Below are 21,607 nucleotides of genomic sequence, written 5' to 3'. Positions count from 1 at the left end.
AGCGGGAAGGCGAGCAAGCGCATCATTAGGCGGCCCTCGCAGACGGATCGTACAGATCCGCCGGGGGCGGCTTGGCGCCCTTCGGCATGTCGAAGAGATCGGGTCGCATGTGCCACCGAGGGATTTCACCGGCGGTCGCCTGCTCGATCGCAACAGCGATCTCGGCCGAGCACTGCTCGACCTGTTTGCAGAGCTGGGAGACCCGCGGTTGCGAGATGGCCAAGGCACGCGCAAGGCGCGCTTGGCTTCCGGCTATGCGGACCGCCCGCCGGATCATCGGGCGGGTATCGACCATAATCAAACGATAAGTGAGATTATCAGAGTCATCAATAAGTCGACTTAAGGCGCAGACCTATAAGTTTTCTGATAGGCATACGAGCTATGATCGAGCACGAGCGCATCGTGGCTCGGCGCGCCGAGCTGGGAATGAGCCAAGCAGAATTGGCTCGTCTCGTTGGCGTGTCTCAGCCAGCCATAGTCGAGATCGAGAAGGGGCGAGTCCGATCAACAAAGTTCGTTCGGGAACTCGCCACTGCTCTCGATTTGAAGCCCCGTGATATCGACCCTGCATACCTCGACTGGACACAGGCGATCGCAAATGATGGCGCGGGGGAGCTTTCGGTCTATGCATTGACCCCTGGCGACGCCTACGGCGAGATCTTAGCGGACCCCGTCAATTCGATCCCGAGGCCTGCACAACTGCAGCGTGTTCCTGGGGCATATGCACTGCAAGTGCCGGATGACGCGATGGCCCCAGAGTTCGAGGCTGCCGACATCCTCTTGGTCAACCCTCATCATCCGCCAATCTCGGGGTACAGCTACCTCTTTCGGGATGACGCAAGTCCGAGCGCTCTACTCAGGCGCCTCAAGGCTTTTGACGCCACTCGATGGAGTGTCGTCGCCTGGACGGCCAATCCGACCCCGACATCGTTGTCGCGCTCAGATTGGCCCATATGCCATAGAATAATCGGCAAATTTTCTAGGGGATAGACCATGGCACGGCTTGAACTTGTCGCTGGCAATTTCGGCACTGGACGAGCCGATTGGATCAATTTTGAGTTTCATCTTCCGAGGCGTGTCAAGCTACCAGTCGAAGAGATCGCCTCGGTCGAGGAAAACGGCGACTACCTGGAGCGATCCGTCCTCGGTTTCCTCAAGGGCGGCGCCAGCGGCGCTATTGGTCTTGGTGCAACTGCCGCAGCTGTAGGGCTCTTCGCCGCGCCACTCGCTGCGGTGGGCGCCATCGGGCTGACGGCCGCAGCCATAGGTGGCGGCATTGGCGCTTTCGGCGGCAGCGTCGAGCGCAAGGTTCTTCTACAGGTCGTGGCCCTAGATGGCCGTGGCTTCGTCGCGATCTGTGAGAAGGAGGTGCCGGCGGAGATCCGTAAAGCCGTCAGCGTGGTTCATGCACTCAGGATGCGTCAGCCCGCAGTGACGACAGAGACACCGAAGCCCGTGCGGTCCTTGTGGGGGCGCGCACCCAGGCCAGTTGCGCCGGCTGCTATTGTTGCAGCAACGACGATCGCTGCACCAGGGGTTGCCGCAGCCCTGCCTGCTCCGAGCCAGACCGTCGAACTTACGCAGGACAAGGAAGGTGTATTCTCAATCGCTACCGACGCAATCACATCGGTGGCTGAGTCCGCAACTAGCCTTGCCGGTGATGCCTGCGTCGCGGCTACGGACGCCGCGGGTGACGCATGGGCGGCTTTACGCGCTCGTATCCCATGGTCTGGCAGCTCTCGATGACTGTCGCGAACGTGCACCGTTCGACGGTCGAATGAACGCTCGATAGGCGCTGATAACATAGCTTATTGACAGCAAAATAAGCGCCCTTATAGTCGCCGCATCCCAGACAGGATGCGTCCATGCCGCTTCACGTCCAACCTTCTCCGGACTTTGGCCTCGCCGCTAGCGAATGGCCGATTTGCGCGGCAGTTGTCGTGGCCCGACAGCTCAACGAGGCCCCGGGCCAGATCGACGACGCCATCTCCCTCGCGGTGGCCTGCTGACATGGCCGGCCTGAAGCCCATGGAGGCGGATGTTCGCCTTGGGGCCCGCCTGAAGCGTCTTCGCGACGGAGCCGGCATCACGCAGCGCCAAGCCGCCGAGGTGGTCGGGGTCTCGGCAGCGCAGTTCCAGAAATACGAGAAGGGCACCAACGCGATCAGCGACTTGTCCCTGGCGAAGGTCGCCCGGCTCCTCGGGCGGCCGATCACGGATTTCCTCGACGCGCTCGAGGCGGACGCTCCGGAGGACTGCGCTACCGACGATCTGATCCGGACGGTCACCGGCTCGGTAATCGCGCACCTCGCGAGCCTCGAGGGCCGCGCCCTGATCGCAGGGGCGACGAGGCCGGCATGAGCGCGCCGCGCGCCCTTCGCGGAGAGCTGGACGACATCCGGTTCGACTGGCCGCGCGGCCTTCTGGTGGCGCACGTCGTCCTGCCCTGGCACGAGTTCGACTCGTTCACCCGCGGCGTCGGGACGCCGGGCAACGCTGTCGCCGTCCTGGCCTGCACCGCACCGACCTATCCTGACACCGACACCGACGCCGATGCGCTCGCGATCGCCGAGCTCGAAGCGCTGAGCGCCCTGCTCGGCGAGGGCAAGGTCCGCGCAACTCCCGCCTTCCTCGACCGGCTCGGCCGGCTGATGGCTGCCGCCAACCGGCAGGTCCTGCCGCAGGCCGATCCCGCACCGCCGGAGTGAACCATGGCCTACGACGTGGTAAAGCAGACGCATCCGGGCGCGCCCGCGGCGATCGGCGCGCGCGTGCGGGAGAAGATCTCCGGTCGCGAGGGGCACATCGTGTCGCCGCGCGCGGGCGATGCCGGCGTCCGTGTGAAGTTCGACGGCCAGTTCATGCCGGCGAGCTGCGACCCGCTCACGATCGAGTACGCCAGCGAGCCGCCGGCGCCGGCACCGCCCTGGCAGGGACGCTGACCATGGCGGAGCCCGGCCGGGATCCCGAGATGCTGGACGCGCTGCGCCGCCTCGCCGCTCTCCTCGAGGTGCCGGTGGAGGCCTTCGAGGCGCTGGCGGACGATTACGGCCGCCGCATCGCCCGGGCCTACCTCGACGTCGACGGCGCGGCCAACCGGCGCGCGCTGGCCGACACCGTGGTGGCGATCGCCGGCACCATGAACATTCGGGCGGCCGGCGGACGATGATGGTGTCCGACCTCCTCCCGGCCGACGAGGCCGCCGCCTGGCTCCGGATGGGCCGCCGCACCTTCGACGCGCACGTCGCGGCCGGCCGCATCACCTACATCGTCGTCGGGCTGGGCTTGAAGCGGAGCCGCAAACGGTTCGATCCTGCCGACCTGCAGGCGTTTCGCGACTCACAGAGGCGAGCCGAATGTCCGTCTACAAGCGGAACGGTGCGGAGACGTACAGCTACGATTTCTACGTCCGCGGTCGTCGATTTTCAGGCACTACTGGCGCAACGACGAAGCGCGAGGCGCAACGCGCGGAGGAGCGCGCCCGCGAGATAGCCAAGGCCGAGCTGCGGCAGGTGAAGCCGCTGAAGCACGAACCGATGACGTTCGAGGTCGCGGCCTCGCGCTACTGGACCGAGATTGGCCAACACCACGCGGGCGGCGGCGACGAGAACACCCTCTGGTCCCTGGCCTGGCTCAAGCGCCAGATCGGCCCGGCCCGGGGCCTGCCGGACATCGACGACGCGGTCGTGGCCGGCATCGTCGCCATTCGCCGGGGCGAGACGGTCCGCTCCGGCCAGAACCGCCGGCCGGGCAAGAAGCCCGCGAGCCCCCCGCGGCTCGTCTCGCCGGCAACGGTGAACCGCTCCGTCATCGAGCCCTTGCGCAAGATCCTCAACCGGGCTCGGCGCACCTGGAAGGAGCCGGTCGCGGACATCGCCTGGCGGGACCACATGCTGCGGGAGCCGCGCGAGCGGATCCGCGAGCTGCAGGCAGAGGAAGAGGCGCGGCTCTTCGCAGCCCTCAGGCCGGACTACCACGCGCCCGTCCGCTTCGCCCTGCTCACCGGCCTGCGCCTCGGCGAGGTCCCGCGGCTGCGCTGGACGGACGTGGATTTCGGCGGGCGGAAGATCACCGTCCAAGGCAAGATCGCCACGGTACCGCTGGCGCCAGCGGTCCGCGACCTGCTCTGGGCCCTGCGCGCGGACCATGAGGCGGCGGTGTTCACCTATGTGGTCGCGCGCGGCCGGAAGCGAGGCGAGCATCTCCCCCTGACGCGTGCGGGCCTGCAGACCGTCTTCCGCCGCGCCGCGGCCCAGGCCGGCGTGCGCAATTTCAGCTTCCACGACAACCGCCACACCGCCGCCACGCGCGTCCTACGCGCGACCGGCAATCTGCGCCTCGTCCAGACCATGCTGCGCCACGACCAGATCACCACGACGACGAAGTACGCCCACGTGCTGGATGACGACCTGATCGCGGGTATGCAGTTGGCGGCTGAGCGGTCGGCGGCAGCCCGCGAGAAGCTGGAGGTAGGAAAACCGGTTGCCGGCGCGGTGCGGCGGGTTGGCTGCGCCGAGCCAAACGGTTAGGGACCCGCGTCCTTCCTCGGTGGCGTGCCTTCCGGATCGCAGCGGTCCATTACAACCAACAGGCGGCACTGATCGCGGACGGGTAAATGCAAAGCGGGACCTGTCAGCGCGCAGCGCGCTATATGGCACCGCTTAACCACCCCCTATCCACACCCATATCACCGGCTTATGCAAGACTCCGAGCAGTCCACTTGCGCGGAAGATTGAAAATTCGTGCCAAAAATGTCAATCTGTAAAAAGTGGTTTGAGGAATAAGCCAGTGTTCAACCTGCTACATTCTGGCCGCCCTTCCCATCAAAGCTCGACCATACCTGGCGGCGAAACTTACGTCTGCTGGTCCCGCATGCAGGCTGAGGCTGGTCAGCTTCTCGATGAGATCATTGCCCGCAAAGAGAGAGAGCGTCGTGCGAGCGGCGGCGTGTTTCTGTGGGGAGTTGGCAACGCACCGTCGAGGCTGATCAATTCCCTTGCGCGACTCAGCGTCTCTGTGCCGGTGGTATTCTCAGCCATGAAAACCAAGCCGAAGTCAGCTGACTTAGCTCCACTCAGGACGGTGGCTTGGCGGAAGTACGTCGACGAAAATGGGATAGAGCGTCCGCTGCCGGCGAGCAGCCTCGTCACAAGCAGGGGCGATAGCGCCCTCGGCGTGAAGGCCCGGCACTACGCCCTGATGTGCTATTCTGACACACCGCTCTCTCTCAGCCGGGGTATCCCGTTTGATCCAACTGCATATCGCAACGCGGGTGGAGCAGGAGCGCCGGTCGGCGCGTCACAAGTTACAGCTCTCTTGAAACAAGTGGACAAGCCGGCCGCAGCATCAAGTTACGAGGTCAACATCGCAGCTTGGCTGACAAGCGGCTATTGGGTACGGCTTTCAGATCCCATAGAGCTTAACACCAAAACGATCAGCGAAATTGCCAGCTTCGACGGTGGTACAGACCAGTGGCTCGATCTGGTCAGGCGCGCACGGGGTGGAACTGCTGCTCGGCCGCGCAAGATAACGCAGACAGAACTGCTTCTCTAAGGTTGCGTCATGCCCGCCCTTTTGCCATGTTGATAGCCATAAGGCAGCCAGGGGCCGTAGGCAGGCGTTGGACTCGGATAGCTCGAACTTGAGGCGCAGCCTACGGCAGGCCGGCCTGAGCAAACAAGCAATCGACGCCGCGTGGCCTACGTGGTGGAGCGACGAAGCCTCTGGGGACGCCTCAGGGCGCGCTGAGCTGCGCTTTGCGCTCGCGCGCAAACTCGGCGTTTCGCCCAAGGGCCTCCTTGGCGAACGCGTCGAGTTTGTCTGGAATGATGATGCGAAGTTCAAGCATCTCTCAACGGAGAACCCTGAGCAGCGGGCCGCCCTTGCCTCTTTTGGCGTTTCGCTTGGGCGCCTGCTTATTCGAACTGCGCCCCAGCACACAGATCTCACCAACTTCGATGCGTCGGCAATTCGCGACATCATACTTGCCGGCCAGCAGTATGTTGATCTGCCAGGCCTACTAGCTTTCTGCTGGGGGATTGGAATACCAGTTGTCCATCTACGCGTATTGCCGCTAGATACCAAATCAATGCATGCAATGGTGGTCCACATCAAAGGTCGGTATGCCGTACTTCTAGGACGGGACGCAAACTACTTAGCACCAGCAGCATTTACTTTGGCCCATGAGCTCGGACATATCTTCCGGTCGCACCTGACCGAGGCGCCAGCGCTTGTTGATCTCAAGGATCCTGCTCTCGAAAGGGACGCCGACGAGCAAGAGAGGGAGGCTGACGAGTTCGCCTTGCAACTCTTGACAGGTCGGTCGGCACCGGAAATCACCACAAGCATTAGAGACTTCAACGCGCCTACTCTAGCAGCAGCCGTTCTTAGAGCTGCGCCGTCTTACAGGATTGAGCCTGGGACATTAGCACTTTGTCTTGCACATCAACAAGGCGCTTGGGCGAGAGCTATGTCGGCTTTGAAGTTTATATACCCTAAGGCAGCTCCAGTTTGGACGCTAATCAATACGATTGCGAGCAAACAGCTTGACTTCGATAAAATCAGCCTGGAGAATGCCGACTACCTATACAAAGTGATGGGCGAAAGTGTCTAGCGGCATTATAATTGACAACGATGTTGTTCTCAAAGTGTGCGCTTATCGCCACCATGGAGAAATGCTGGCAGCATTTAATGTCGGCGGCCTTTCGGTCTCTATTTTGAATATTGCACGCTTCACAATTCGCTCTCACTTGGCTCGACCGGGTCGCATCATTGATCGAGCAAGCACGGCCGCTGCGTTTGAAGAACTGCTGAATTACGTTGAACTTCTTGAGCCTACCTCCGAAGAGATCGAACTTGCTGCGGAACTTGAAGAAAGAGCAAGCTCTGCTGCCCTAGATTTTGATACTGGGGAGAGCCAGCTGGTCGCCATCCTCATATCGCGTGCTGCGGCCCTTTTGGTCACTGGCGATAAGCGAGCCATCGTCGCATTGGCTGGCATTGCACTGCATGAGGTGACTGGACGAGTTGCATGCCTCGAGCAGTTGGTCACAGTTCTTCTTGCGGGGGAGCGATATGCCGGTTTACGCGAATGCGTATGCGCAGAACCGCATGCCGATCGCGCAGTTACAAACTGCTTCGCATGCAGAAATGCATCAGTGACCGTCGAAGATATCTTCGACGGTCTCAGCAGTTACATTTCCCATTTACGAAGAGAGACAAACGGTTTTCTAATTCCTAATGAACAACTATTCACGATAGTTTCTTAGAAAGACTGCGTACGGTTCAGCCATTTCCGCGACCAAGTTTATCGGCCGCTCAAATTTGGTCGGATCTTCGTTGACGAGCACGGGCTGATCGAGAACCTCTAGGCACGCCTTATCAACACGGCCATTGATATAGCGGCTACCAAGATTTCCGCTGCTGCGCCCAACCGGCACAAAGGTTTGGTTTAGCGGCAGCTTGAAGTCCGCGGTTTGCAAATCACGGATCACGAGCGCGAAGCGGGATCCCCTCACTTCGATATCCTCCGGGATTTCCCGCCAGTTGATGTTGTCAGCTGAACATTCGGCCGCACAGAGTGGTTCGGCAAAATGGTTCGAGTCCATTTCCTCCATCACAAGATGGATGGGCTTTTTACGCTCAACGAAATTTCGTGCAAATGGCTGAACCATTGTGCTTGGGTGACACGTGTTGCCACCATAGCCCCACATTGTGTAGCCTACTTTGTCAATCTCTTTGCGCTTACGTGCTATGATATCTACGAGCTCTTCATGCGCGTGTGTCCCCACCTTCATATATAAAAGTCCAGCACCTGGACGAAAAATTTCATTCATCCTTCTTTCTCCAATAGCTCGAGGGAGTATTCTTCCTCAGGTGCCTTACCATAATCCGGGCGCTTTTTCTCCCGCACAAACAGCACTCTAGGCTCCTGTGACTTCCCATAGAAATTCCGCAGCTTCTCAGGGTCAGTTACCGCCTCACTTTGGGTGAAGTTGGAGCTGTTCCCTGGCAAAGCACTGACAAATAAATTGCAAGACTTTAAATCCGGTGCATCATCGAGATGGTACTCGTGTAGCTTCCGTTGCATTCGTGATACATAAAAACCCTGCTTTGAGGCGTACGCTTGAACGTTGGCGAGTACCTGTTTGGGCCATGGAAGTGCATCATCATCTGCGATGACGATCATGCCGTCACCTTCATATCGGACGGCTTCAAACCCACGTTGCACGAAAACGTTCACACTCTCACCGTTGTTTGAAGCGCCCCAAGGTGGATTTGTGTAGAAGCAGTCGTATTTGCTACGATCAGGAAATGCACCAAGGCAATTGTATAACTCGGCATCAAGGTTCTCAAGCCGCTCACGATCGGCAAAACGCTTGACAGCCTGAACAGTCCGTTCGTCAAAATCAAATACTGTAATTTTCGTTGGACCAAAGTCTAAAACTCCCCGCGCCTGAAGATATGCAACGCAAACACTCACTGCATCACCGTCACCTATGAACGCTAGTCTCCTCCCCGCAGCCCACTCTGCCACGATTTCACTCTGCATCACCATATCGCCGGTCTTCATATGGATCTGATCAAATTCGCGTAAAGGTCGTGGCCGGTTTTGCACGACATCCGATACAGCGTTCACAGCCGCCCTAAGATCGACCTGCTTCATTTATCATGCCCTATAGATAGATGAGTTTAATTTGAAACCCTGCGAACCAAATCTTCTACTAGCTCCGCCCGATCACGGTTAGTATCAAACATATAAACTGGACATCCGACGCATATCCCAAAGGTGCAGGCGACGGATGCCTGCATGAAACTATGAATCCGTGCTTGCTCAAGCGAGATCATGGGTCTGCCCGCGGGATCATCTGCTATACGTCGGACTGTTATTTCAGGATCGACGTAAAATAGCCAAATTTCATCGGGGCGCAGAAGTCGAAATCTTTCCGCCGAGAAGGCGGTTACTCGAAAGCCGTATTGTTCCTTTGTAACAGGATGGCTGTCAATCACAGTCGGCCCCGTCGCCCTGCTCTCGACTGTCCATTCCAGCAAGCGTTCATCAAGCGCTTCGATATGGGACGGCAGCACAACGCCGGCTGACAAGCTCCGAAGCTCGTTCTGGTCCTTCAGTATAACCCCAGCGCTTTTCAGAAAATTTGTAAGACGCTCACCGTACTCCCAAACATTTAACCCCGCCACCCGCTCCTTCAATAGAGACATGGTAGAGCTTTTACCGGCTGCCGGGGCGCCAGTCACATAAATTGCTTTGTGATAAGGCACGGGAGCCCCTTAAGTCCTTTTCCGCGAAGGGTCTAAACAACCTGCTACATGCCAGCTATCCAGTCAAGGCATGACCAGTTATTTGACAGGAGGCTAGACTAACTAGTGTAATCCGAAGCATATCTGCTTCGCCCATGAAGGAGAACGCCCTATAAACGGGAATACAGGGAGTTGCCGTACAACTTGGAGCGAAACCTAAGGTTTGGATACTTCAGGTGTGATTGTCCGAAATCGGACGGATCCTGTTCGCGTATCTGCCGGATGCCCGTGCCAACTGAGCCCGAAATTCCAGCTTGGTCTCGCAGCCGTCCGCGAGCTGCCATGAACCCAACCAAGGTCGTGACGGCAGAGGATATCGGTAGCGCCGCGGACCGCGTCCAACTGGATGATGACGCAGCCACAAAGTGAGGCGGCTTTAGGCCAGCAGACAGGCCTCGGAACGAGGCTGGGGGCGGCCGATCCCACGGCAAACCCCACCGAAGGGGTTTAAGCGCTAAAAAAGCTGCGGATGTAGGAGCTTGCGGGGAAGGCTTATCCGCCCCCCAGACTAGTGCGCTAACCGGGCTGCGCTACGCTCCGACGCCCCTGAGGGCGAGCGGGGATGTAGCGGCCGGCTTGAGCTTGCGCAAGCCCCTTCCGCAGACACGCGACGGAACGGTCTGGTTCTTCCGGTCCGGCGCGGGTAACCCGGCGGTGTGCGGGTCCCGCCGCGGGGCCCTGCGATGCCGGAGTTCCATGACATCCCTCTCGACCCGCCCCGTTGCCGTCGACATCACGCGCCTCGTCACGCGGCTGCGCCACGCGAGCCCGTCGGGCATCGACCGGGTCGATCTCGCCTATGCCCGGCACCTGCTGGCGCAGGCGGGCGAGCGCTTCGGCTTGGTGGCGACGGCCGTCGGGCCGCGCGTGCTCGACCGCGCGGAGGCCGCGGGCATCGTCGAGGCGGTCGCGGCAGGTTGGGCGGAGGACGGCGCGGCCGAGGCCGACCCGGTCTACCGCGCCCTCGCGGCGCGGATCGGTGGCACGCCCGGGCCGGTGCCGGGTCCGCGCGCGGCGGGCGGGCGGGCCCGGCGGCTGATCCAGGCGCGGGCGGTGCGCCGGATCCTCGGGGGCAAGCGGGTGGGCGCCCTGCCGCGGGGGAGCCTCTATGTCCACACCTCGCACCTGCGCCTCGACCGGCCGGAGCGGTTCGACTGGCTCTACGACCGCCGCGACGTGCGCGCGGCCTTCTTCGTGCACGACCTCATCCCCATCACGCACCCGGAATACGGCCGTCCGGGCGAGGCCGGGCGCCACGCCGAGCGGCTGCGCACGGTCGGCCGGCACGCCGCCGCGATCCTGGCGAACTCCCGCGATACGGCGGAGCGCACCCGCGCGCATCTGCGCGCGGCCGGTCTCGCCCCGCCGCCCGTGGCGGTGGGCCATCTCGGCGTCGAGCCGGCCTTCGGGCGGGTTGGCCCCGCCGTCGCGCCCGACCGCCCCACCTTCCTGGTCTGCGGCACGATCGAGCCGCGCAAGAACCACCTGCTGCTCCTGCACCTGTGGCGGGCCATGGCCGAGCGGCTCGGGCCGGAGACGCCCCGCCTCGTCCTGGTCGGGCGGCGCGGCTGGGAGGCGGAGAACATCGTCGATCTGCTCGACCGCTGCGAGGCGATCCGCCCGCACGTGGTCGAGGTCTCGGGCCTCTCGACCCACGGCCTCGCCGCCCTGATGCGCGGTGCCACGGCGCTCCTCATGCCCTCCTTCACCGAGGGCTACGGCATCCCCATCGTGGAGGCTGCGGCCTCCGGCCTGCCGGTCCTGGCCTCCGACATCCCGGTCCACCGCGAGATCGGTGCGGGCTTCTGCGACTTCCTCGACCCCCTCGACGGGCCGGGCTGGGGCCGGGCCGTCGCGGCCCTGGCGGAACCGGGTTCGACGGCGCGCGCGGCGCTCGCCGCCCGGCTCGAGGGCTACCGGGCGCCGGGCTGGCCGGAGCATTTCGCGGCGGTGTCGCCGCTGCTCGATTCCCTGTGAGCCGACACCCGACCCGCGCGCCTGTGGCCGCCCCGCGCTCGCCTTGGGCGCACGCAGCGGCTAGAAGAGGCCGTCTTCCCGGCCTGCCCCGGCCCCGGCCGCCGGCCGGCTGAACCTCCCGGACCCGAAGCGCGATGCTGCCGACCCGTGCCCTGCCGCTCCTCGCCGCCGTCGGCCTCGCGCTCACGGTCTCGGCCTGCGGCCGGCGCGGCGCGCTCGAAGCCCCGGCCGCGAGCGCGAGGTCCGGTGCGGGGCTCGGCACCGACGCGAGGGCGGCCGCCGGCGCCACGCCCGGCGCGACCGCGAGCCCGCGGCAGCTGCCGGACAGCATCGGGCTGGGCGGCGGCTCGGCCACGCCCGCTCCCGATGCGGTACGGGCCGGCGACGAACTCAGCCTGTCGGCCGTGCCGGCGGGCGGAAGCGAGGCGCCGATCGAGACGAGCCGCGGGGCCAAGCGCGGCTACCGGGTTCCGAAGGCCCCCTTCATCCTCGACCCTCTCCTGTAAAAGGCCCGGACGGGCGCACCGATGCATCACTTCCACTATCGCGACGGCCGCCTCCACGCCGAGGCGGTCGATCTGACGCCGCTCGCCGAGGCGGTCGGCACGCCGTTCTACTGCTACAGCAGCGCGACGCTGGAGCGGCACTACCGGGTCTTCGCCGAGGCCTTCGCGGGCGACGGGGCGCTGGTCTGCTTCGCCATGAAGGCGAATTCGAACCAGGCGGTGCTGCGCACCCTCGCCCGGCTCGGCGCGGGCATGGACATCGTCTCCGAGGGCGAATTGCGCCGGGCGCTGTCGGCCGGGGTGCCGGGCGAGCGCATCGTGTTCTCGGGCGTCGGCAAGACCCAGGACGAGATGGCGGCGGCCCTGAAGGCCGGCATCCTCTGCTTCAATGTGGAGAGCGAGCCGGAACTCGCCGCCCTCTCGGAGGTCGCCCAGAGCCTGGGGGCGCGCGCGCCGGTCTCGATCCGCGTCAACCCGGACGTCGATGCCGGCACCCACGCCAAGATCTCGACCGGCAAGTACGAGAACAAGTTCGGCATCCCGATCACGCGCGCGCCCGCGGTCTACGCCGAGGCCGCCGCGATGCCGGGGCTCGCCGTGCACGGCCTCGACATGCATATCGGCAGCCAGATCACGGACCTGGCGCCCTTCGCGAGCGCGGCCGCCCTCCTGTGCGGGCTCGCCCGCGAGCTGATCGCGGCGGGCCACCCGCTCCGGCACATCGATTTCGGCGGCGGCCTCGGCATCCCCTACCGGGACGACAACGCGCCCCCGCCGGACCCGGCGGCCCTCGCCGCGACGCTGCGCCCGCATTTCCGGCCGCTCGGGCTGCGGCCGGTCTTCGAGATCGGCCGGATGATCGCCGGCAACGCGGGCATCCTGGTCACGCGGGTGATCTACGTGAAGCACAGCGAGGGCCGGACCTTCATCATCGTGGACGGGGCGATGAACGACCTGATCCGCCCGACCCTCTACGAGGCCTACCACGCGCTGCGCCCTGTCGCGGAGCCGGCGCCGGACGGCCCGCGCATCGTCGCGGACGTGGTGGGTCCGGTCTGCGAGACCGGCGACTACCTCGCGCTCAACCGCGAGATGCCCGCGCTGAAGGCCGGCGACCTGATCGCCGTGATGACCGCGGGCGCCTACGGGGCGGTCCAGGCCGGCACCTACAACAGCCGCCGGCTCGTGCCGGAGGTGCTGGTGCGGGACGGCGAGGCGGCCGTCGTGCGCCCGCGCCAGACCTACGAGGAGCTGATCGGGCTCGACCGCGTGCCCGACTGGCTCGCCTGAGCGGTCGGGGTCTCGAAAGGTCCGGGGCCTCTCGCGGGTTCGGGGCGGAGCCTTGCGACGGGTTCCTGTCCGGCAACCGCCCGCACGTCGCGGACGAGCGCATCGATCCGGTCCGGGTCGGCGTCCCAGGCGAACATGAAGCGGGCGCCCCCGCCGATGAAGGTGTAGAAGCGCCAGCCGAGGCCGCGCAGGCGCTCCATGGCGTCCGGCGCCATCGCCAGGAACACGGCGTTGGCCTCGACGGGAAAGAGCAGGCGCAAGCCCGGCAGGTCCGCGACGGCGTCGGCGAAGCGGCGGGCGCAGGCGTTGCCGTGGCGGGCGTTGCGCAGCCACGCGCCCTCGTCCAGCATCCCGACCCAGGGAGCGGAGAGGAAGCGCATCTTCGAGGCGAGCTGGCCCGCCTGCTTGCAGCGGTACCCGAAATCCTCGGCGAGCGCCGGATCGAAGAACACCACCGCCTCGCCGGCATGCATGCCGTTCTTGGTGCCGCCGAAGCAGAGCACGTCGACGCCAGCGCGCCACGTCATCTCGGCGGGGCTGCACCCGAGGGACGCGCAGGCGTTGGCGAAGCGGGCGCCGTCCATGTGGAGCTTCAGGCCGAGTTCGCGGCAGGTCGCGGCGATCGCCCGCAGGTCGTCGAGGCCGTAGACCTGCCCCGTCTCGGTCGGCTGCGTCACGGTGACGACGCGGGGCTTGGGGAAGTGGATGTCGGTGCGCTTGGCCAGCGCCCGGATCGCGTCGGGGGTGAGCTTGCCGCCCTCGGTCCTGGCGGTCAAAAGCTTCGAGCCGTTGGAGAAGAATTCCGGCGCGCCGCACTCGTCGGTCTCCACATGGGCGGCGTCGGCGCAGATCACGCTGTGGTAGGATTGACACAGGGCGGCGAGCGCGAGCGCGTTGGCGGCCGTGCCGTTGAAGGCGAAGAATACCTCGCAGGGGATCTCGAACAGGTTCCGGAAGGCGTCCGCGGCGCGCGCCGTCCAGGGGTCCTCGCCGTAGGCGGGGGCGTGGCCCGCGTTGGCGGCCGCCATGGCGGCCCAGGCCTCCGGGCAGATGCCCGAGTAGTTGTCGCTGGCGAATTGCTGCGCGTCGCTGGTCATGCTGCCCGTCGTTCTGCCGTCGCCGTCACGGTATCCGGCGTTCCGTCCCGGCGGAACAGGTTGGAAGTCGTCCGGACTTGGTGTAGAGGCACCCGCAAGGTGCGGACTACGCCCCGAATCGCGATGATCGAGACCGCGTCCCGCCCGGGCGATCCCCGGGACAGGGGCGTTTTACGGTTTCCGTCCTGCGGCTCGGGCGCGGCCCGAACCAACCCGATCAGATTGCAAGTTCCAGAGGATCCAGTCCGTTGCAGGTACTCGTTCGCGACAACAACGTCGATCAGGCGCTCCGCGTCCTCAAGAAGAAGATGCAGCGCGAAGGCATCTTCCGCGAGATGAAGCAGCGCAAGGCCTACGAGAAGCCCTCCGTGCGCAAGGCGCGCGAGAAGGCGGAGGCCGTCCGCCGCGCCCGCAAGCAGGCCCGCAAGACCGCGATCCGCGAGGGCCTGATCGCCGCCCCGAAGCCGAAGCCCCGCTTCCCCGCCCGCGGCGGTCGTCCCGGCGGCTTCTCGGCGAGCCCGGCAGCGCAGACGCAGCAGCCCGCCGCCGCTCCGGCGGTCGCCTCGTAAGGCCGCGCGCCCGACCGGGCGCGCCCTCGCGAACGTGCAATCAGGCCCGGCCGCTCCTGCGGCGCGGGCCTTTTTGCTGTTTCCGCCCGCGCGGGCCGCAAGCTCCGGCGACCGGACGTCGCGGCGCGGAACCAAGTCATCGCGCCGATGCGGCCGGCCCGCGCCAGTCCTCGCGCGCCATAGCCGAGCTTTCGCTCCCTCCTCTTCACGCATCCGTGCTCGGATGCCCCGCGATGTGCAGTGCAACCATTCCGCGCCGCGGGGTGTTGGAGCGCCAATGCAACGCATACAGGAGATGAGGATGCGTAAGCTTGCTGCCATCTCGGCCGCGGCCCTGATCGGTCTCGGCACCCTTGCCAGCACCGGCGCCGAAGCGCGTGGGCGCGGCGGCGCGGTCGCCGCGGGCGTCATCGGCGGACTGGCCGCCGGCGCCCTGGTGGGTGCGGCGGCCTCGAACGCCTACGGCTACGGGGCGCCGGCCTATGGCTACGACTACGGCGGCGGCTACCCCGCCTACGGCTACGGCGGCTACACCGATGTGGGCTACGCGCCGACCTACTCGCGCCGCGTGGTGCGCAGCTACGATTACGGCTACGCCCCGGTCGGCTACGGCTACTCGGGCTATTCCTGGGGCGGCCCCGCCTACGGCTACGGCTGGTAAGGCCGGAGTCGCACGGACACGCGTCCCGGATCGTGAGCGGCCGGCCCTTTGGGGCCGGCCGCTTCGCGTCCGGGTCCTCGCGCGCCCGCACGGGGCCGGCGGCCCTCCGCGAAGCCGGTCCACCCCGGTGGCCCTCGGGCTCGTCCGCCCGGGCATAGACCTTGTTCGACGGGGAGCACCGGGCCCCGTCCCCCTATCGGATGAGGTCCGCCGGACGCTTGGCCGGTTAGGCTCGCCCAACCCTTCGCGACCCGGCTCGGCGACGCGCGGAGAGGTGTGGACGGAGCCCTCACCGATGCAGTCCCTTCGCCAAGACCGCGCGCGCCCACCATCTGCGGCCCGCCCCGCCTGAGGCCGGCCATGGCCTATCTCGCCCTCGTCACCGCCACCCTCGCCCTGGGCGCGGGTCTGGCCCGGGCCGCGATGCGACGTTCCGTCCGCCCGCAATGTCTGGAGACGGCCGCGGGCACGCTCCTGCTCACGGGCCTCGCGCTCCTCGGGGCGGCGCTTCCGCTCTTCCGCTGACCGGCGTCGGGGCAGGGCCGCGGCCCTCCCGCAGGGAGCCCGCGCCGGAACACCTGCGCCCACGGCGAGTTGGATGTCGCCTCGGTCTCGCCTATGACGGATCCATCCTACGCAAGGATTCGGATCATCCTCGCCTGCCCCTCGGCGGGGCGGCACCGAACCGCCCTGTCATCGCCCCGTTCCAGGCAGCACCCGAGAAGGTTTTCAAGCTTGAGCGACAGCCGGAACGAGGCGCGGATCAACCGGGAGCTCGCCCGGTTCGGCAACGGGCCGGATCCGTTCGCGGCAGCCGTGCGCACCACGCGCATGCCGATGCTGATCACCGATCCGCGCCAGCCCGACAACCCAATCATCTTCGTCAACCGCGCCTTCGAGAAGCTGACGGGCTACGCCCGGGACGAGATCCTGGGGCAGAATTGCCGCTTCCTGCAGGGACCGGAGACGGATCCGGCCTCCGTCTCCCGGATCCGCGACGCGGTCGAGCGGCGGGTTCCGATCGAGATCGAGCTGCTGAACCACCGCAAGGACGGCTCGGTCTTCTGGAACCGGCTCCTCGTCTCGCCGGTCTTCGACGACGACGGCGAGCTGACCTACTTCTTCGCCTCGCAGTTCGACGTGACCCTGGAGCGCGACCGGCTGGTCCGGCTCCAGCGCGACCGCGACGCCCTGGAGGCCGAGGTGGGCGAGCGGGTGCTCGACCTCAGCCGCAGCGAGGAGCGCCTGCGCTTCACCCTGAAGGCCGGCCGGCTCGGCGCCTGGACCCTCGATCTCGACGCCCATCGCCTGATGGCCTCGGAGGAGTGCCGCCGGATCTTCGGCGTGAGCCCGGGCGATGCCTTCGGCTACGATCGGCTCGTGGCGTCCGTGCACCCCGAGGACCGCGCGCGGATGCGGGCGGAGATGGAGCGCTGCATCGCCGAGCGCTCGGACTACGACATCGAGTACCGCATCGTCACGGCGCAGGGCGAGACGCGCTGGCTGCTGGTGCGCGGCCAGCCGACCTACCGGGCGGACGGCACGCCGCTCTACATGGCCGGCGTGATCTTCGACGTCACCGACCGCAAGCGGGCGGAGGAGCACCGCGACCTACTGGCGCGCGAGCTGAGCCACCGGGTCAAGAACACGCTGGCCACCGTGCAGTCGATCGCCCGGCAGACCTTGCGCAGCGCCGCCACGGTGGCCGAGGCCGGCACGGTGCTGGAGGCGCGCATCCAGTCGCTGGCCGCCGCCAACGACGTGCTGACCCGCGAGGGCGGCGACTGGGCGACGCTCACCGAGGTGGTGAACGCGGCGCTCAAGCCCTTCGGCGTCGAGCAGGCGCACCGCTTCAGGACCGGCGGCCCGAAGATCCAGCTCGCGCCGCGGGTGGCGCTCGCCTTCTCCCTCGCGCTTCACGAACTCTCGACCAATTCCGTGAAGTACGGCGCGCTCTCGGCCGATGGCGGCCGCGTCCTCGTCAGCTGGGACATCGTGCAGGGCACGCATCCGCCGCAGCTCTGGTTCCAGTGGCAGGAGGTCGACGGCCCCGACGTGTCGGAGCCGGCCCGGAAGGGCTTCGGCAGCCGGATGATCGAGTGGGCGCTCGCCAAGGAGATCAGCGGCACGGCCGAGATCGAGTACCGGCCGCGCGGCCTCGTCTTCGTGGCCGAAGCGCCCCTGCCGGCGATCGTGCAGGCCTAGGGCACCGTCCTGGAGGCGCCGGAGCCCGGGCGTCACCGGTCCGGCGTGAGGCCCGGGCGGGCGCAAAGAAGCCCGCCACGGAGGAGGACCGGGCGGGCTTGAGTGATGGTCGAACCTGCCGACGCGGTCGGACAGGCGCCGGGCCCCGAACGAAGGGCTTGGGCGGACGCGCTGCTACAGACGAAATGTGGCGGCATCTCTACCGATGCCGCACACGCCGCCCCGGATCACCGCGACCGGCCCTTCGGAGGAACCATACCGATCCGGTGATCCGTAGGGCGTCCGCCCTCCGGACTTGATCAGGGCAGTCTACGGGTGATCGAGAGAAAGTCGAGGTCCGCAGGTCTGGAAATCTCGCTCTCATGGTTCTTGATCCGCAGCGCGAAAGGATTAGCGCCGCGGACGGTCGTCATCTGATCTTGATCGATGTAAATCAACGGCAGCGGTATCGTTCAATACAGAGGCTGTCATTCTCCCGCCCGCCATCGGCCGGCCTCAGTCGGCGTGGCTGGTGGGGGCCTGCCAGGTCACGCCGGGGTGCTCGCGTACGTCGCCGGCCTCCGTGCCCGTGTCGGCGTCGCTCACCCAGGCGCCCGGCTCCGCGATCTCCGCGACCACGTCGTCCGGGAAGGCCGCTTCGAGGAACAGGCGCGCCTCCCCCTCGGCGGCGGCGCGGACCGTGACCAGGGGGCGCTCGCCCTCGGCTCCGGTGAGCCGCGCGATGAAGAGCTTCGTCATGGGAACTCCGCAGCTTTCGATGGTCCGGTCGGCAGCAGGTGAAGGCCCTCGCGCGCGAGCGGTTCGGGCACGCCGCGCCGCACCAGGCGCGCCGTCCTGGCCTGCCGCGCCTGCCAGGCCTGCAGCTCCGCGCCGGCCTGCAGGAACGGATGCGCCCAGAACTCGAGCCAGGCCATCTGCGCCCCGAGGGTGAACAGGACGATTTCGTCGGACAGCGCGAGGCCGGCCTCCTGGACGCGCAGCGCCTGGGCGCTCAGCAAGTCCAGGGACCCGTCCGGTAAGCCGCCATCGTTCCGCATTCGTCCTCCTCGCATGTCCGGCTCATCAACGGGGCAGAGCCGCGCCGGTTCAGGTCGGGCCGGGTCGGACTGCACCGCCGCCCCCGGCGGGGACGGCCCGCGGACCGCCTCGGCGCCGCGGGCGCGGCCGTTCAGCCGTCACTCAGGTGCGGCCGGGCAAGGTGCGGGGGCGTCCTCGGAGAGCGGGGGACGCGGTTCCCGAGCGCCCCGATGCAAGCCTTCCTCTCCAACCCCGCGCGCCCGTCCCGACCCGAACCCGAGCCGTCGCCCTGGTCGGGCCTTGAGCCGGAGGATCTGGAGGATGCCGCGCGCCGCCTGTGCGCGGCGCGACCGGGCAGCGGCGCCGCCGAGCGCCTGATGGAGCGCGCCGCCTACCTGCGGGCGAGCCGCTTCTCCCACCGGTCAGGCGTCGGCGTCGCACATGCGCTGCTCTTCTCCTGAGCGGGACGGCCGGGGGGTACATTCGCTCCCGTTTCTTCATACATCGTGTGGGAGAGGGCGGCGCGGCGGCGGCGACCCGGTGAGGAAGCGATGAGACGTCTGGAGGAACTCAAGGGGGACCCGGCCTTCCGTCAGGCGGTCCTCGCGGTGAAGGGCGCGGCCAGCACCCTGAGCGGACGCGCGATGACGCAGGAGGAGGCCGAGCTTCTCGTCAGCTTCGCCCTCGCCACCTTCGCGAATGCCGGCGGCCTGTCCGAGCCGAGCCTCAGCCGCATTGCGCGCTTCGCCGGCAAGATCTCGCCGCTCGAGAGTGTCGAGGGGCTGATGAAGCACTGAGGCCGCGATCCGGCGCGTCGCGCGGGCGAGGGCGCGGACCCCTCCGGCAAAAGAATGCCCGCCGCGGCGGGTGCCGGGCGGGCCGAGTTCCTTCTCTAGGCCTCACCACCATAGCCCGTCGGGCGGGGCAGGCGAGTGCGCAGAAGGGGTAGTCCATTTTGCTGACCCGACGATTCTTCGGCGACACCTGCGGTTGTGCGTGCTACGCCAGCGGAATGCCCGCCCCGCAGACAGGACATGCCCCTTCCTCCGCCGTCTGGGCGCCCCGGGGAGGGTTCGGGTACGCCCCATCGCCGGCGGCGTCCGGAGGCCGGGGAGCGCGGCGTCAGCGATGACGCACGGTCCCCTGGGAGCCGGCACCCGCTCGCCGGCCTTCGATCCGCGTGATCCCGGTCGTCTGGCGGCCCTTCACGCCTACGCGATCCTCGACACGCCGCCCGAGACGGCCTTCGACGACATCGCGCAGATGGCGGCGCAGGCCTGCGACGCGCCGATGGCGCACATCAACTTCATCGATGCCGATCGGCAATGGATCAAGGCCGCCGTCGGACACGCGGCGCGCGCAATGCCGCTGCATTTCGGCTTCTGCACGCAGGCGTTGGGCGAGGACGACGTTCTCGTTCTCGAAGACCTCGCGGCGGAGCCGGACCGGGCGGCCAACCCCCTGGTCCTCGGCGAGCCGCACCTGCGCTTCTACGCCGGCGTCCCGCTGACGACGCCGGAGGGCTACGCCATCGGCACGCTCTGCGTCCTCGACCGCGAGCCGCGCGCGCTCACGCAGGCGCAGCTCTTCATCCTGAAGGCGCTCGCCCGCACCGTGATGGCGCAGCTGGAGGCCCGGCGCAGCGCCGCCGCCCTCCGGCGCCGCGAGGAGCACTATCGCTCGCTCTTCGAGTCGATCGACGCGGGCTTCTGCCTGATCGAGATGCGCCTCGACGCGGATGGCAGCGCCCTCGATTTCCGATTCCTCGAACTCAACCGCGCCTTCGTCGTCCAGACCGGGCTCACGGACGCCGCCGGGCGCTGGATGCGCGAACTCGCTCCGGAGCACGAGCAGCGCTGGTTCGACATCTACGGCCGCGTCGCCCGCACGGGCGAACCGGTCCGCTTCGAGAGCGCGGCGAGCGCGACGGGCCGCTGGTACGACGTCTACGCCTACCGGGTGGACGACCCGGCGTTGAACCGCGTCGCCGTCCTGTTCAACGACATCACCGAGCGCCGCCGCATCGAGACGACCCTGCGGGCGAGCGAGGCCGAGCTGCGGCTCGTCGCCGACGCCATGCCGGTCCTCATCGCCTTCATCGACCGGGACCTCGTCTACCGCTTCGCGAACGCGGCCTACCGCCTCTGGCTCGGGCAGGGGCCCGAGGCCGTCGTGGGCCGCTCCGTCGCCGAGGTGCTGGGCTCCGCGGAATTCGAGGCGCGCCGCGCGGCGCTCGAGCGCGCGCTCGCGGGCGAGGAGACACGCATCGAGCGCGCGTGGCGCTGGCCGGACGGGCGCGTGCGCATCGCCGACATCCGCTACATGCCGCGCCGCGCCGCGGAGCACGGCGAGGCCGCGACGGACGGGTTCTACGTCTTCGTGCACGACGTCACCGATGCCCGGCATGCCGAGACCCGGCTCCAGTCCCGCACCGAGCAGCTCGAGGCGCAGATCGAGGCGCAGGGGCGCGAGCGCGACCGGATCTGGACGCTGTCGCCGGTTCTGAAGGTGGTGGCCGGCCGCGACGGCCGGATCCGCAGCGTCAACCCGGCCTGGAGCCGCGCCACCGGCTGGAGCGAGGCGGAGGTCGCCGACCGCACGATCCTCGATTTCGTGGGGGTGGAGGACCGGCCGGCCGCCGAGACCGCCCTCCAGCGGCTGGCCGAGGGCCGGATGATCGAGGATATCGAGCTGACGAGCCTCGTCGCCGACGGCGGCCGTCGCCGGGTGCTCTGGACGATCGTGCCGGACGACGGCGTGCTCTACGGCTTCGGTCGCGACCTCACCGAGCTCCGTCAGGCGGAGGAGGCGTTGCGCCAGTCGCAGAAGATGGAGGCGGTTGGGCAGCTGACGGGTGGGGTGGCGCACGACTTCAACAACCTGCTGACCATCATCCGCTCCTCGGTCGAGTTCCTGCGCCGGCCCGACCTTCCGGAGGTGCGCAAGGCGCGCTACCTCGACGCGGTG

27 protein-coding genes are annotated in these 21,607 nt (G+C 66.8%); 20 read left to right on the top strand and 7 right to left on the bottom strand.

Going from position 1 to position 21,607, the window contains the following annotated elements:
- Positions 1-25: 25 nt before the first annotated feature.
- Positions 26-277, bottom strand: coding sequence for a transcriptional regulator (locus MFF56_RS32380; RefSeq protein ID WP_210173140.1), 252 nt, complete (start codon positions 275-277; stop codon positions 26-28).
- Between the two features lie 104 nt (positions 278-381).
- On the opposite strand from MFF56_RS32380, the gene MFF56_RS30120 reads away from it, so the two are divergent.
- The 10 genes from MFF56_RS30120 to MFF56_RS30075 all read left to right on the top strand — a co-directional run bounded on the left by MFF56_RS30120 (position 382) and on the right by MFF56_RS30075 (position 7,268).
- On the top strand, positions 382-990 hold the full coding sequence (locus tag MFF56_RS30120; RefSeq protein WP_082773283.1) for a LexA family transcriptional regulator: 609 nt from the start codon (positions 382-384) through the stop codon (positions 988-990).
- A gap of 3 nt (positions 991-993) precedes the next feature.
- Positions 994-1,746 carry a hypothetical protein gene (locus tag MFF56_RS30115; protein WP_156453943.1) on the top strand — a complete coding sequence of 251 codons (753 nt, stop codon included), beginning with the start codon at positions 994-996 and terminating at the stop codon, positions 1,744-1,746.
- A 264-nt stretch (positions 1,747-2,010) separates the two neighbouring features.
- Positions 2,011-2,361: a helix-turn-helix domain-containing protein gene (locus MFF56_RS30110; RefSeq protein ID WP_066926025.1), complete on the top strand. Its 351-nt coding sequence runs from the start codon at positions 2,011-2,013 to the stop codon at positions 2,359-2,361.
- Positions 2,358-2,708, top strand: a complete 351-nt coding sequence (locus MFF56_RS30105) for a hypothetical protein (RefSeq protein ID WP_066926028.1) — start codon at positions 2,358-2,360, stop codon at positions 2,706-2,708. Before MFF56_RS30110 ends, MFF56_RS30105 begins: the two co-directional genes overlap by 4 nt.
- Positions 2,709-2,711: 3 nt before the next feature.
- Positions 2,712-2,942 carry a hypothetical protein gene (locus MFF56_RS30100; protein WP_066926030.1) on the top strand — a complete coding sequence of 77 codons (231 nt, stop codon included), beginning with the start codon at positions 2,712-2,714 and terminating at the stop codon, positions 2,940-2,942.
- A gap of 2 nt (positions 2,943-2,944) precedes the next feature.
- Positions 2,945-3,169, top strand: a complete 225-nt coding sequence (locus MFF56_RS30095; RefSeq protein WP_066926034.1) for a hypothetical protein — start codon at positions 2,945-2,947, stop codon at positions 3,167-3,169.
- Positions 3,170-3,356: 187 nt separating this feature from the next.
- Positions 3,357-4,529 carry a tyrosine-type recombinase/integrase gene (locus MFF56_RS30090; RefSeq protein WP_066926036.1) on the top strand — a complete coding sequence of 391 codons (1,173 nt, stop codon included), beginning with the start codon at positions 3,357-3,359 and terminating at the stop codon, positions 4,527-4,529.
- A 259-nt stretch (positions 4,530-4,788) separates the two neighbouring features.
- Positions 4,789-5,553 carry a hypothetical protein gene (locus MFF56_RS30085; protein WP_156453944.1) on the top strand — a complete coding sequence of 255 codons (765 nt, stop codon included), beginning with the start codon at positions 4,789-4,791 and terminating at the stop codon, positions 5,551-5,553.
- 88 nt (positions 5,554-5,641) lie between these two features.
- On the top strand, positions 5,642-6,613 hold the full coding sequence (locus MFF56_RS30080) for an ImmA/IrrE family metallo-endopeptidase (RefSeq protein ID WP_156453945.1): 972 nt from the start codon (positions 5,642-5,644) through the stop codon (positions 6,611-6,613).
- The gene (locus MFF56_RS30075) at positions 6,606-7,268 is read left to right on the top strand and encodes a hypothetical protein (RefSeq protein ID WP_156453946.1); all 663 of its coding nucleotides are present in this window, start codon (positions 6,606-6,608) and stop codon (positions 7,266-7,268) included. Before MFF56_RS30080 ends, MFF56_RS30075 begins: the two co-directional genes overlap by 8 nt.
- Here MFF56_RS30075 and MFF56_RS30070 read toward each other — a convergent pair.
- Genes MFF56_RS30070 through MFF56_RS30060 form a run of 3 tightly spaced genes read right to left on the bottom strand, consistent with a single transcriptional unit; the run spans position 7,248 to position 9,279 of the window.
- Positions 7,248-7,835: a hypothetical protein gene (locus MFF56_RS30070; RefSeq protein WP_066926042.1), complete on the bottom strand. Its 588-nt coding sequence runs from the start codon at positions 7,833-7,835 to the stop codon at positions 7,248-7,250. The genes MFF56_RS30075 and MFF56_RS30070 overlap by 21 nt on opposite strands.
- Positions 7,832-8,665: a bis-aminopropyl spermidine synthase family protein gene (locus tag MFF56_RS30065; protein WP_066926045.1), complete on the bottom strand. Its 834-nt coding sequence runs from the start codon at positions 8,663-8,665 to the stop codon at positions 7,832-7,834. The genes MFF56_RS30070 and MFF56_RS30065 overlap by 4 nt, the downstream gene beginning before the upstream one ends.
- Before the next feature lie 26 nt (positions 8,666-8,691).
- Positions 8,692-9,279: an ATP-binding protein gene (locus tag MFF56_RS30060; protein WP_156453947.1), complete on the bottom strand. Its 588-nt coding sequence runs from the start codon at positions 9,277-9,279 to the stop codon at positions 8,692-8,694.
- A gap of 735 nt (positions 9,280-10,014) precedes the next feature.
- Here MFF56_RS30060 and MFF56_RS30055 point away from each other — a divergent pair.
- The 3 genes from MFF56_RS30055 (at position 10,015) to lysA (ending at position 13,091) form a co-directional block, all read left to right on the top strand.
- Entirely contained in the window at positions 10,015-11,295 is a 1,281-nt protein-coding gene (locus tag MFF56_RS30055; protein WP_238232057.1) for a glycosyltransferase family 4 protein, read from the top strand.
- A 134-nt stretch (positions 11,296-11,429) separates the two neighbouring features.
- The gene (locus MFF56_RS30050; protein ID WP_066924332.1) at positions 11,430-11,801 is read left to right on the top strand and encodes a lipoprotein; all 372 of its coding nucleotides are present in this window, start codon (positions 11,430-11,432) and stop codon (positions 11,799-11,801) included.
- Positions 11,802-11,822: 21 nt separating this feature from the next.
- Positions 11,823-13,091, top strand: coding sequence for a diaminopimelate decarboxylase (gene lysA / locus MFF56_RS30045; protein ID WP_066924334.1), 1,269 nt, complete (start codon positions 11,823-11,825; stop codon positions 13,089-13,091).
- Here the strand turns inward: lysA and MFF56_RS30040 are convergent.
- On the bottom strand, positions 13,043-14,188 hold the full coding sequence (locus MFF56_RS30040; RefSeq protein ID WP_082773159.1) for a threonine aldolase family protein: 1,146 nt from the start codon (positions 14,186-14,188) through the stop codon (positions 13,043-13,045). The two genes, lysA and MFF56_RS30040, sit on opposite strands and share 49 nt — an antisense overlap.
- 248 nt (positions 14,189-14,436) lie before the next feature.
- Between MFF56_RS30040 and rpsU the strand changes: the two genes are divergently transcribed.
- From rpsU to MFF56_RS30020, 4 genes are all read left to right on the top strand, one after another.
- Positions 14,437-14,757 (top strand): 30S ribosomal protein S21, encoded by a 321-nt coding sequence (gene rpsU / locus MFF56_RS30035; RefSeq protein WP_066924336.1) that lies wholly within the window; start codon positions 14,437-14,439, stop codon positions 14,755-14,757.
- 301 nt (positions 14,758-15,058) lie between these two features.
- Positions 15,059-15,418 carry a hypothetical protein gene (locus MFF56_RS30030; RefSeq protein WP_066924338.1) on the top strand — a complete coding sequence of 120 codons (360 nt, stop codon included), beginning with the start codon at positions 15,059-15,061 and terminating at the stop codon, positions 15,416-15,418.
- A gap of 360 nt (positions 15,419-15,778) precedes the next feature.
- Positions 15,779-15,943, top strand: a complete 165-nt coding sequence (locus MFF56_RS30025; protein WP_197430642.1) for a hypothetical protein — start codon at positions 15,779-15,781, stop codon at positions 15,941-15,943.
- 210 nt (positions 15,944-16,153) lie between these two features.
- Positions 16,154-17,623: a PAS domain S-box protein gene (locus MFF56_RS30020; protein ID WP_238232055.1), complete on the top strand. Its 1,470-nt coding sequence runs from the start codon at positions 16,154-16,156 to the stop codon at positions 17,621-17,623.
- A 495-nt stretch (positions 17,624-18,118) separates the two neighbouring features.
- On the opposite strand, the gene MFF56_RS30015 is transcribed toward MFF56_RS30020, so the two are convergent.
- Positions 18,119-18,361 (bottom strand): hypothetical protein, encoded by a 243-nt coding sequence (locus tag MFF56_RS30015; protein WP_066924342.1) that lies wholly within the window; start codon positions 18,359-18,361, stop codon positions 18,119-18,121.
- Positions 18,358-18,621 carry a hypothetical protein gene (locus MFF56_RS30010; protein WP_238232053.1) on the bottom strand — a complete coding sequence of 88 codons (264 nt, stop codon included), beginning with the start codon at positions 18,619-18,621 and terminating at the stop codon, positions 18,358-18,360. The genes MFF56_RS30015 and MFF56_RS30010 overlap by 4 nt, the downstream gene beginning before the upstream one ends.
- Positions 18,622-18,870: 249 nt before the next feature.
- On the opposite strand from MFF56_RS30010, the gene MFF56_RS30005 reads away from it, so the two are divergent.
- The 3 genes from MFF56_RS30005 to MFF56_RS29995 all read left to right on the top strand — a co-directional run.
- Complete coding sequence (locus MFF56_RS30005) at positions 18,871-19,101, top strand: hypothetical protein (RefSeq protein ID WP_066924346.1); 231 nt, start codon at positions 18,871-18,873, stop codon at positions 19,099-19,101.
- A gap of 90 nt (positions 19,102-19,191) precedes the next feature.
- Positions 19,192-19,437, top strand: coding sequence for a hypothetical protein (locus tag MFF56_RS30000; RefSeq protein WP_066924348.1), 246 nt, complete (start codon positions 19,192-19,194; stop codon positions 19,435-19,437).
- 331 nt (positions 19,438-19,768) lie between these two features.
- The coding region (locus MFF56_RS29995) for a GAF and PAS domain-containing protein (protein WP_238232051.1) at positions 19,769-21,607 on the top strand (1,839 nt) is incomplete at its 3' end.

The organism is Methylobacterium hispanicum, from assembly GCF_022179285.1.
In the GTDB taxonomy this organism is placed as follows: Bacteria; Pseudomonadota; Alphaproteobacteria; order Rhizobiales; family Beijerinckiaceae; genus Methylobacterium; species Methylobacterium hispanicum.
This window is presented reverse-complemented; position numbering and strand designations above follow the sequence as displayed.

What these genes read in the sequence shown, in the direction of transcription:
- MFF56_RS32380 (WP_210173140.1), bottom strand. Translation starts at nt 277, where the DNA reads ATGATCCGGCGGGCGGTCCGCATAGCCGGAAGCCAAGCGCGCCTTGCG.
- MFF56_RS30120 (WP_082773283.1), top strand. Translation starts at nt 382, where the DNA reads ATGATCGAGCACGAGCGCATCGTGGCTCGGCGCGCCGAGCTGGGAATG.
- MFF56_RS30115 (WP_156453943.1), top strand. Translation starts at nt 994, where the DNA reads ATGGCACGGCTTGAACTTGTCGCTGGCAATTTCGGCACTGGACGAGCC.
- MFF56_RS30110 (WP_066926025.1), top strand. Translation starts at nt 2,011, where the DNA reads ATGGCCGGCCTGAAGCCCATGGAGGCGGATGTTCGCCTTGGGGCCCGC.
- MFF56_RS30105 (WP_066926028.1), top strand. Translation starts at nt 2,358, where the DNA reads ATGAGCGCGCCGCGCGCCCTTCGCGGAGAGCTGGACGACATCCGGTTC.
- MFF56_RS30100 (WP_066926030.1), top strand. Translation starts at nt 2,712, where the DNA reads ATGGCCTACGACGTGGTAAAGCAGACGCATCCGGGCGCGCCCGCGGCG.
- MFF56_RS30095 (WP_066926034.1), top strand. Translation starts at nt 2,945, where the DNA reads ATGGCGGAGCCCGGCCGGGATCCCGAGATGCTGGACGCGCTGCGCCGC.
- MFF56_RS30090 (WP_066926036.1), top strand. Translation starts at nt 3,357, where the DNA reads ATGTCCGTCTACAAGCGGAACGGTGCGGAGACGTACAGCTACGATTTC.
- MFF56_RS30070 (WP_066926042.1), bottom strand. Translation starts at nt 7,835, where the DNA reads ATGAATGAAATTTTTCGTCCAGGTGCTGGACTTTTATATATGAAGGTG.
- MFF56_RS30065 (WP_066926045.1), bottom strand. Translation starts at nt 8,665, where the DNA reads ATGAAGCAGGTCGATCTTAGGGCGGCTGTGAACGCTGTATCGGATGTC.
- MFF56_RS30055 (WP_238232057.1), top strand. Translation starts at nt 10,015, where the DNA reads ATGACATCCCTCTCGACCCGCCCCGTTGCCGTCGACATCACGCGCCTC.
- MFF56_RS30050 (WP_066924332.1), top strand. Translation starts at nt 11,430, where the DNA reads ATGCTGCCGACCCGTGCCCTGCCGCTCCTCGCCGCCGTCGGCCTCGCG.
- lysA (WP_066924334.1), top strand. Translation starts at nt 11,823, where the DNA reads ATGCATCACTTCCACTATCGCGACGGCCGCCTCCACGCCGAGGCGGTC.
- MFF56_RS30040 (WP_082773159.1), bottom strand. Translation starts at nt 14,188, where the DNA reads ATGACCAGCGACGCGCAGCAATTCGCCAGCGACAACTACTCGGGCATC.
- MFF56_RS30030 (WP_066924338.1), top strand. Translation starts at nt 15,059, where the DNA reads ATGCGTAAGCTTGCTGCCATCTCGGCCGCGGCCCTGATCGGTCTCGGC.
- MFF56_RS30025 (WP_197430642.1), top strand. Translation starts at nt 15,779, where the DNA reads ATGGCCTATCTCGCCCTCGTCACCGCCACCCTCGCCCTGGGCGCGGGT.
- MFF56_RS30015 (WP_066924342.1), bottom strand. Translation starts at nt 18,361, where the DNA reads ATGACGAAGCTCTTCATCGCGCGGCTCACCGGAGCCGAGGGCGAGCGC.
- MFF56_RS30005 (WP_066924346.1), top strand. Translation starts at nt 18,871, where the DNA reads ATGCAAGCCTTCCTCTCCAACCCCGCGCGCCCGTCCCGACCCGAACCC.
- MFF56_RS30000 (WP_066924348.1), top strand. Translation starts at nt 19,192, where the DNA reads ATGAGACGTCTGGAGGAACTCAAGGGGGACCCGGCCTTCCGTCAGGCG.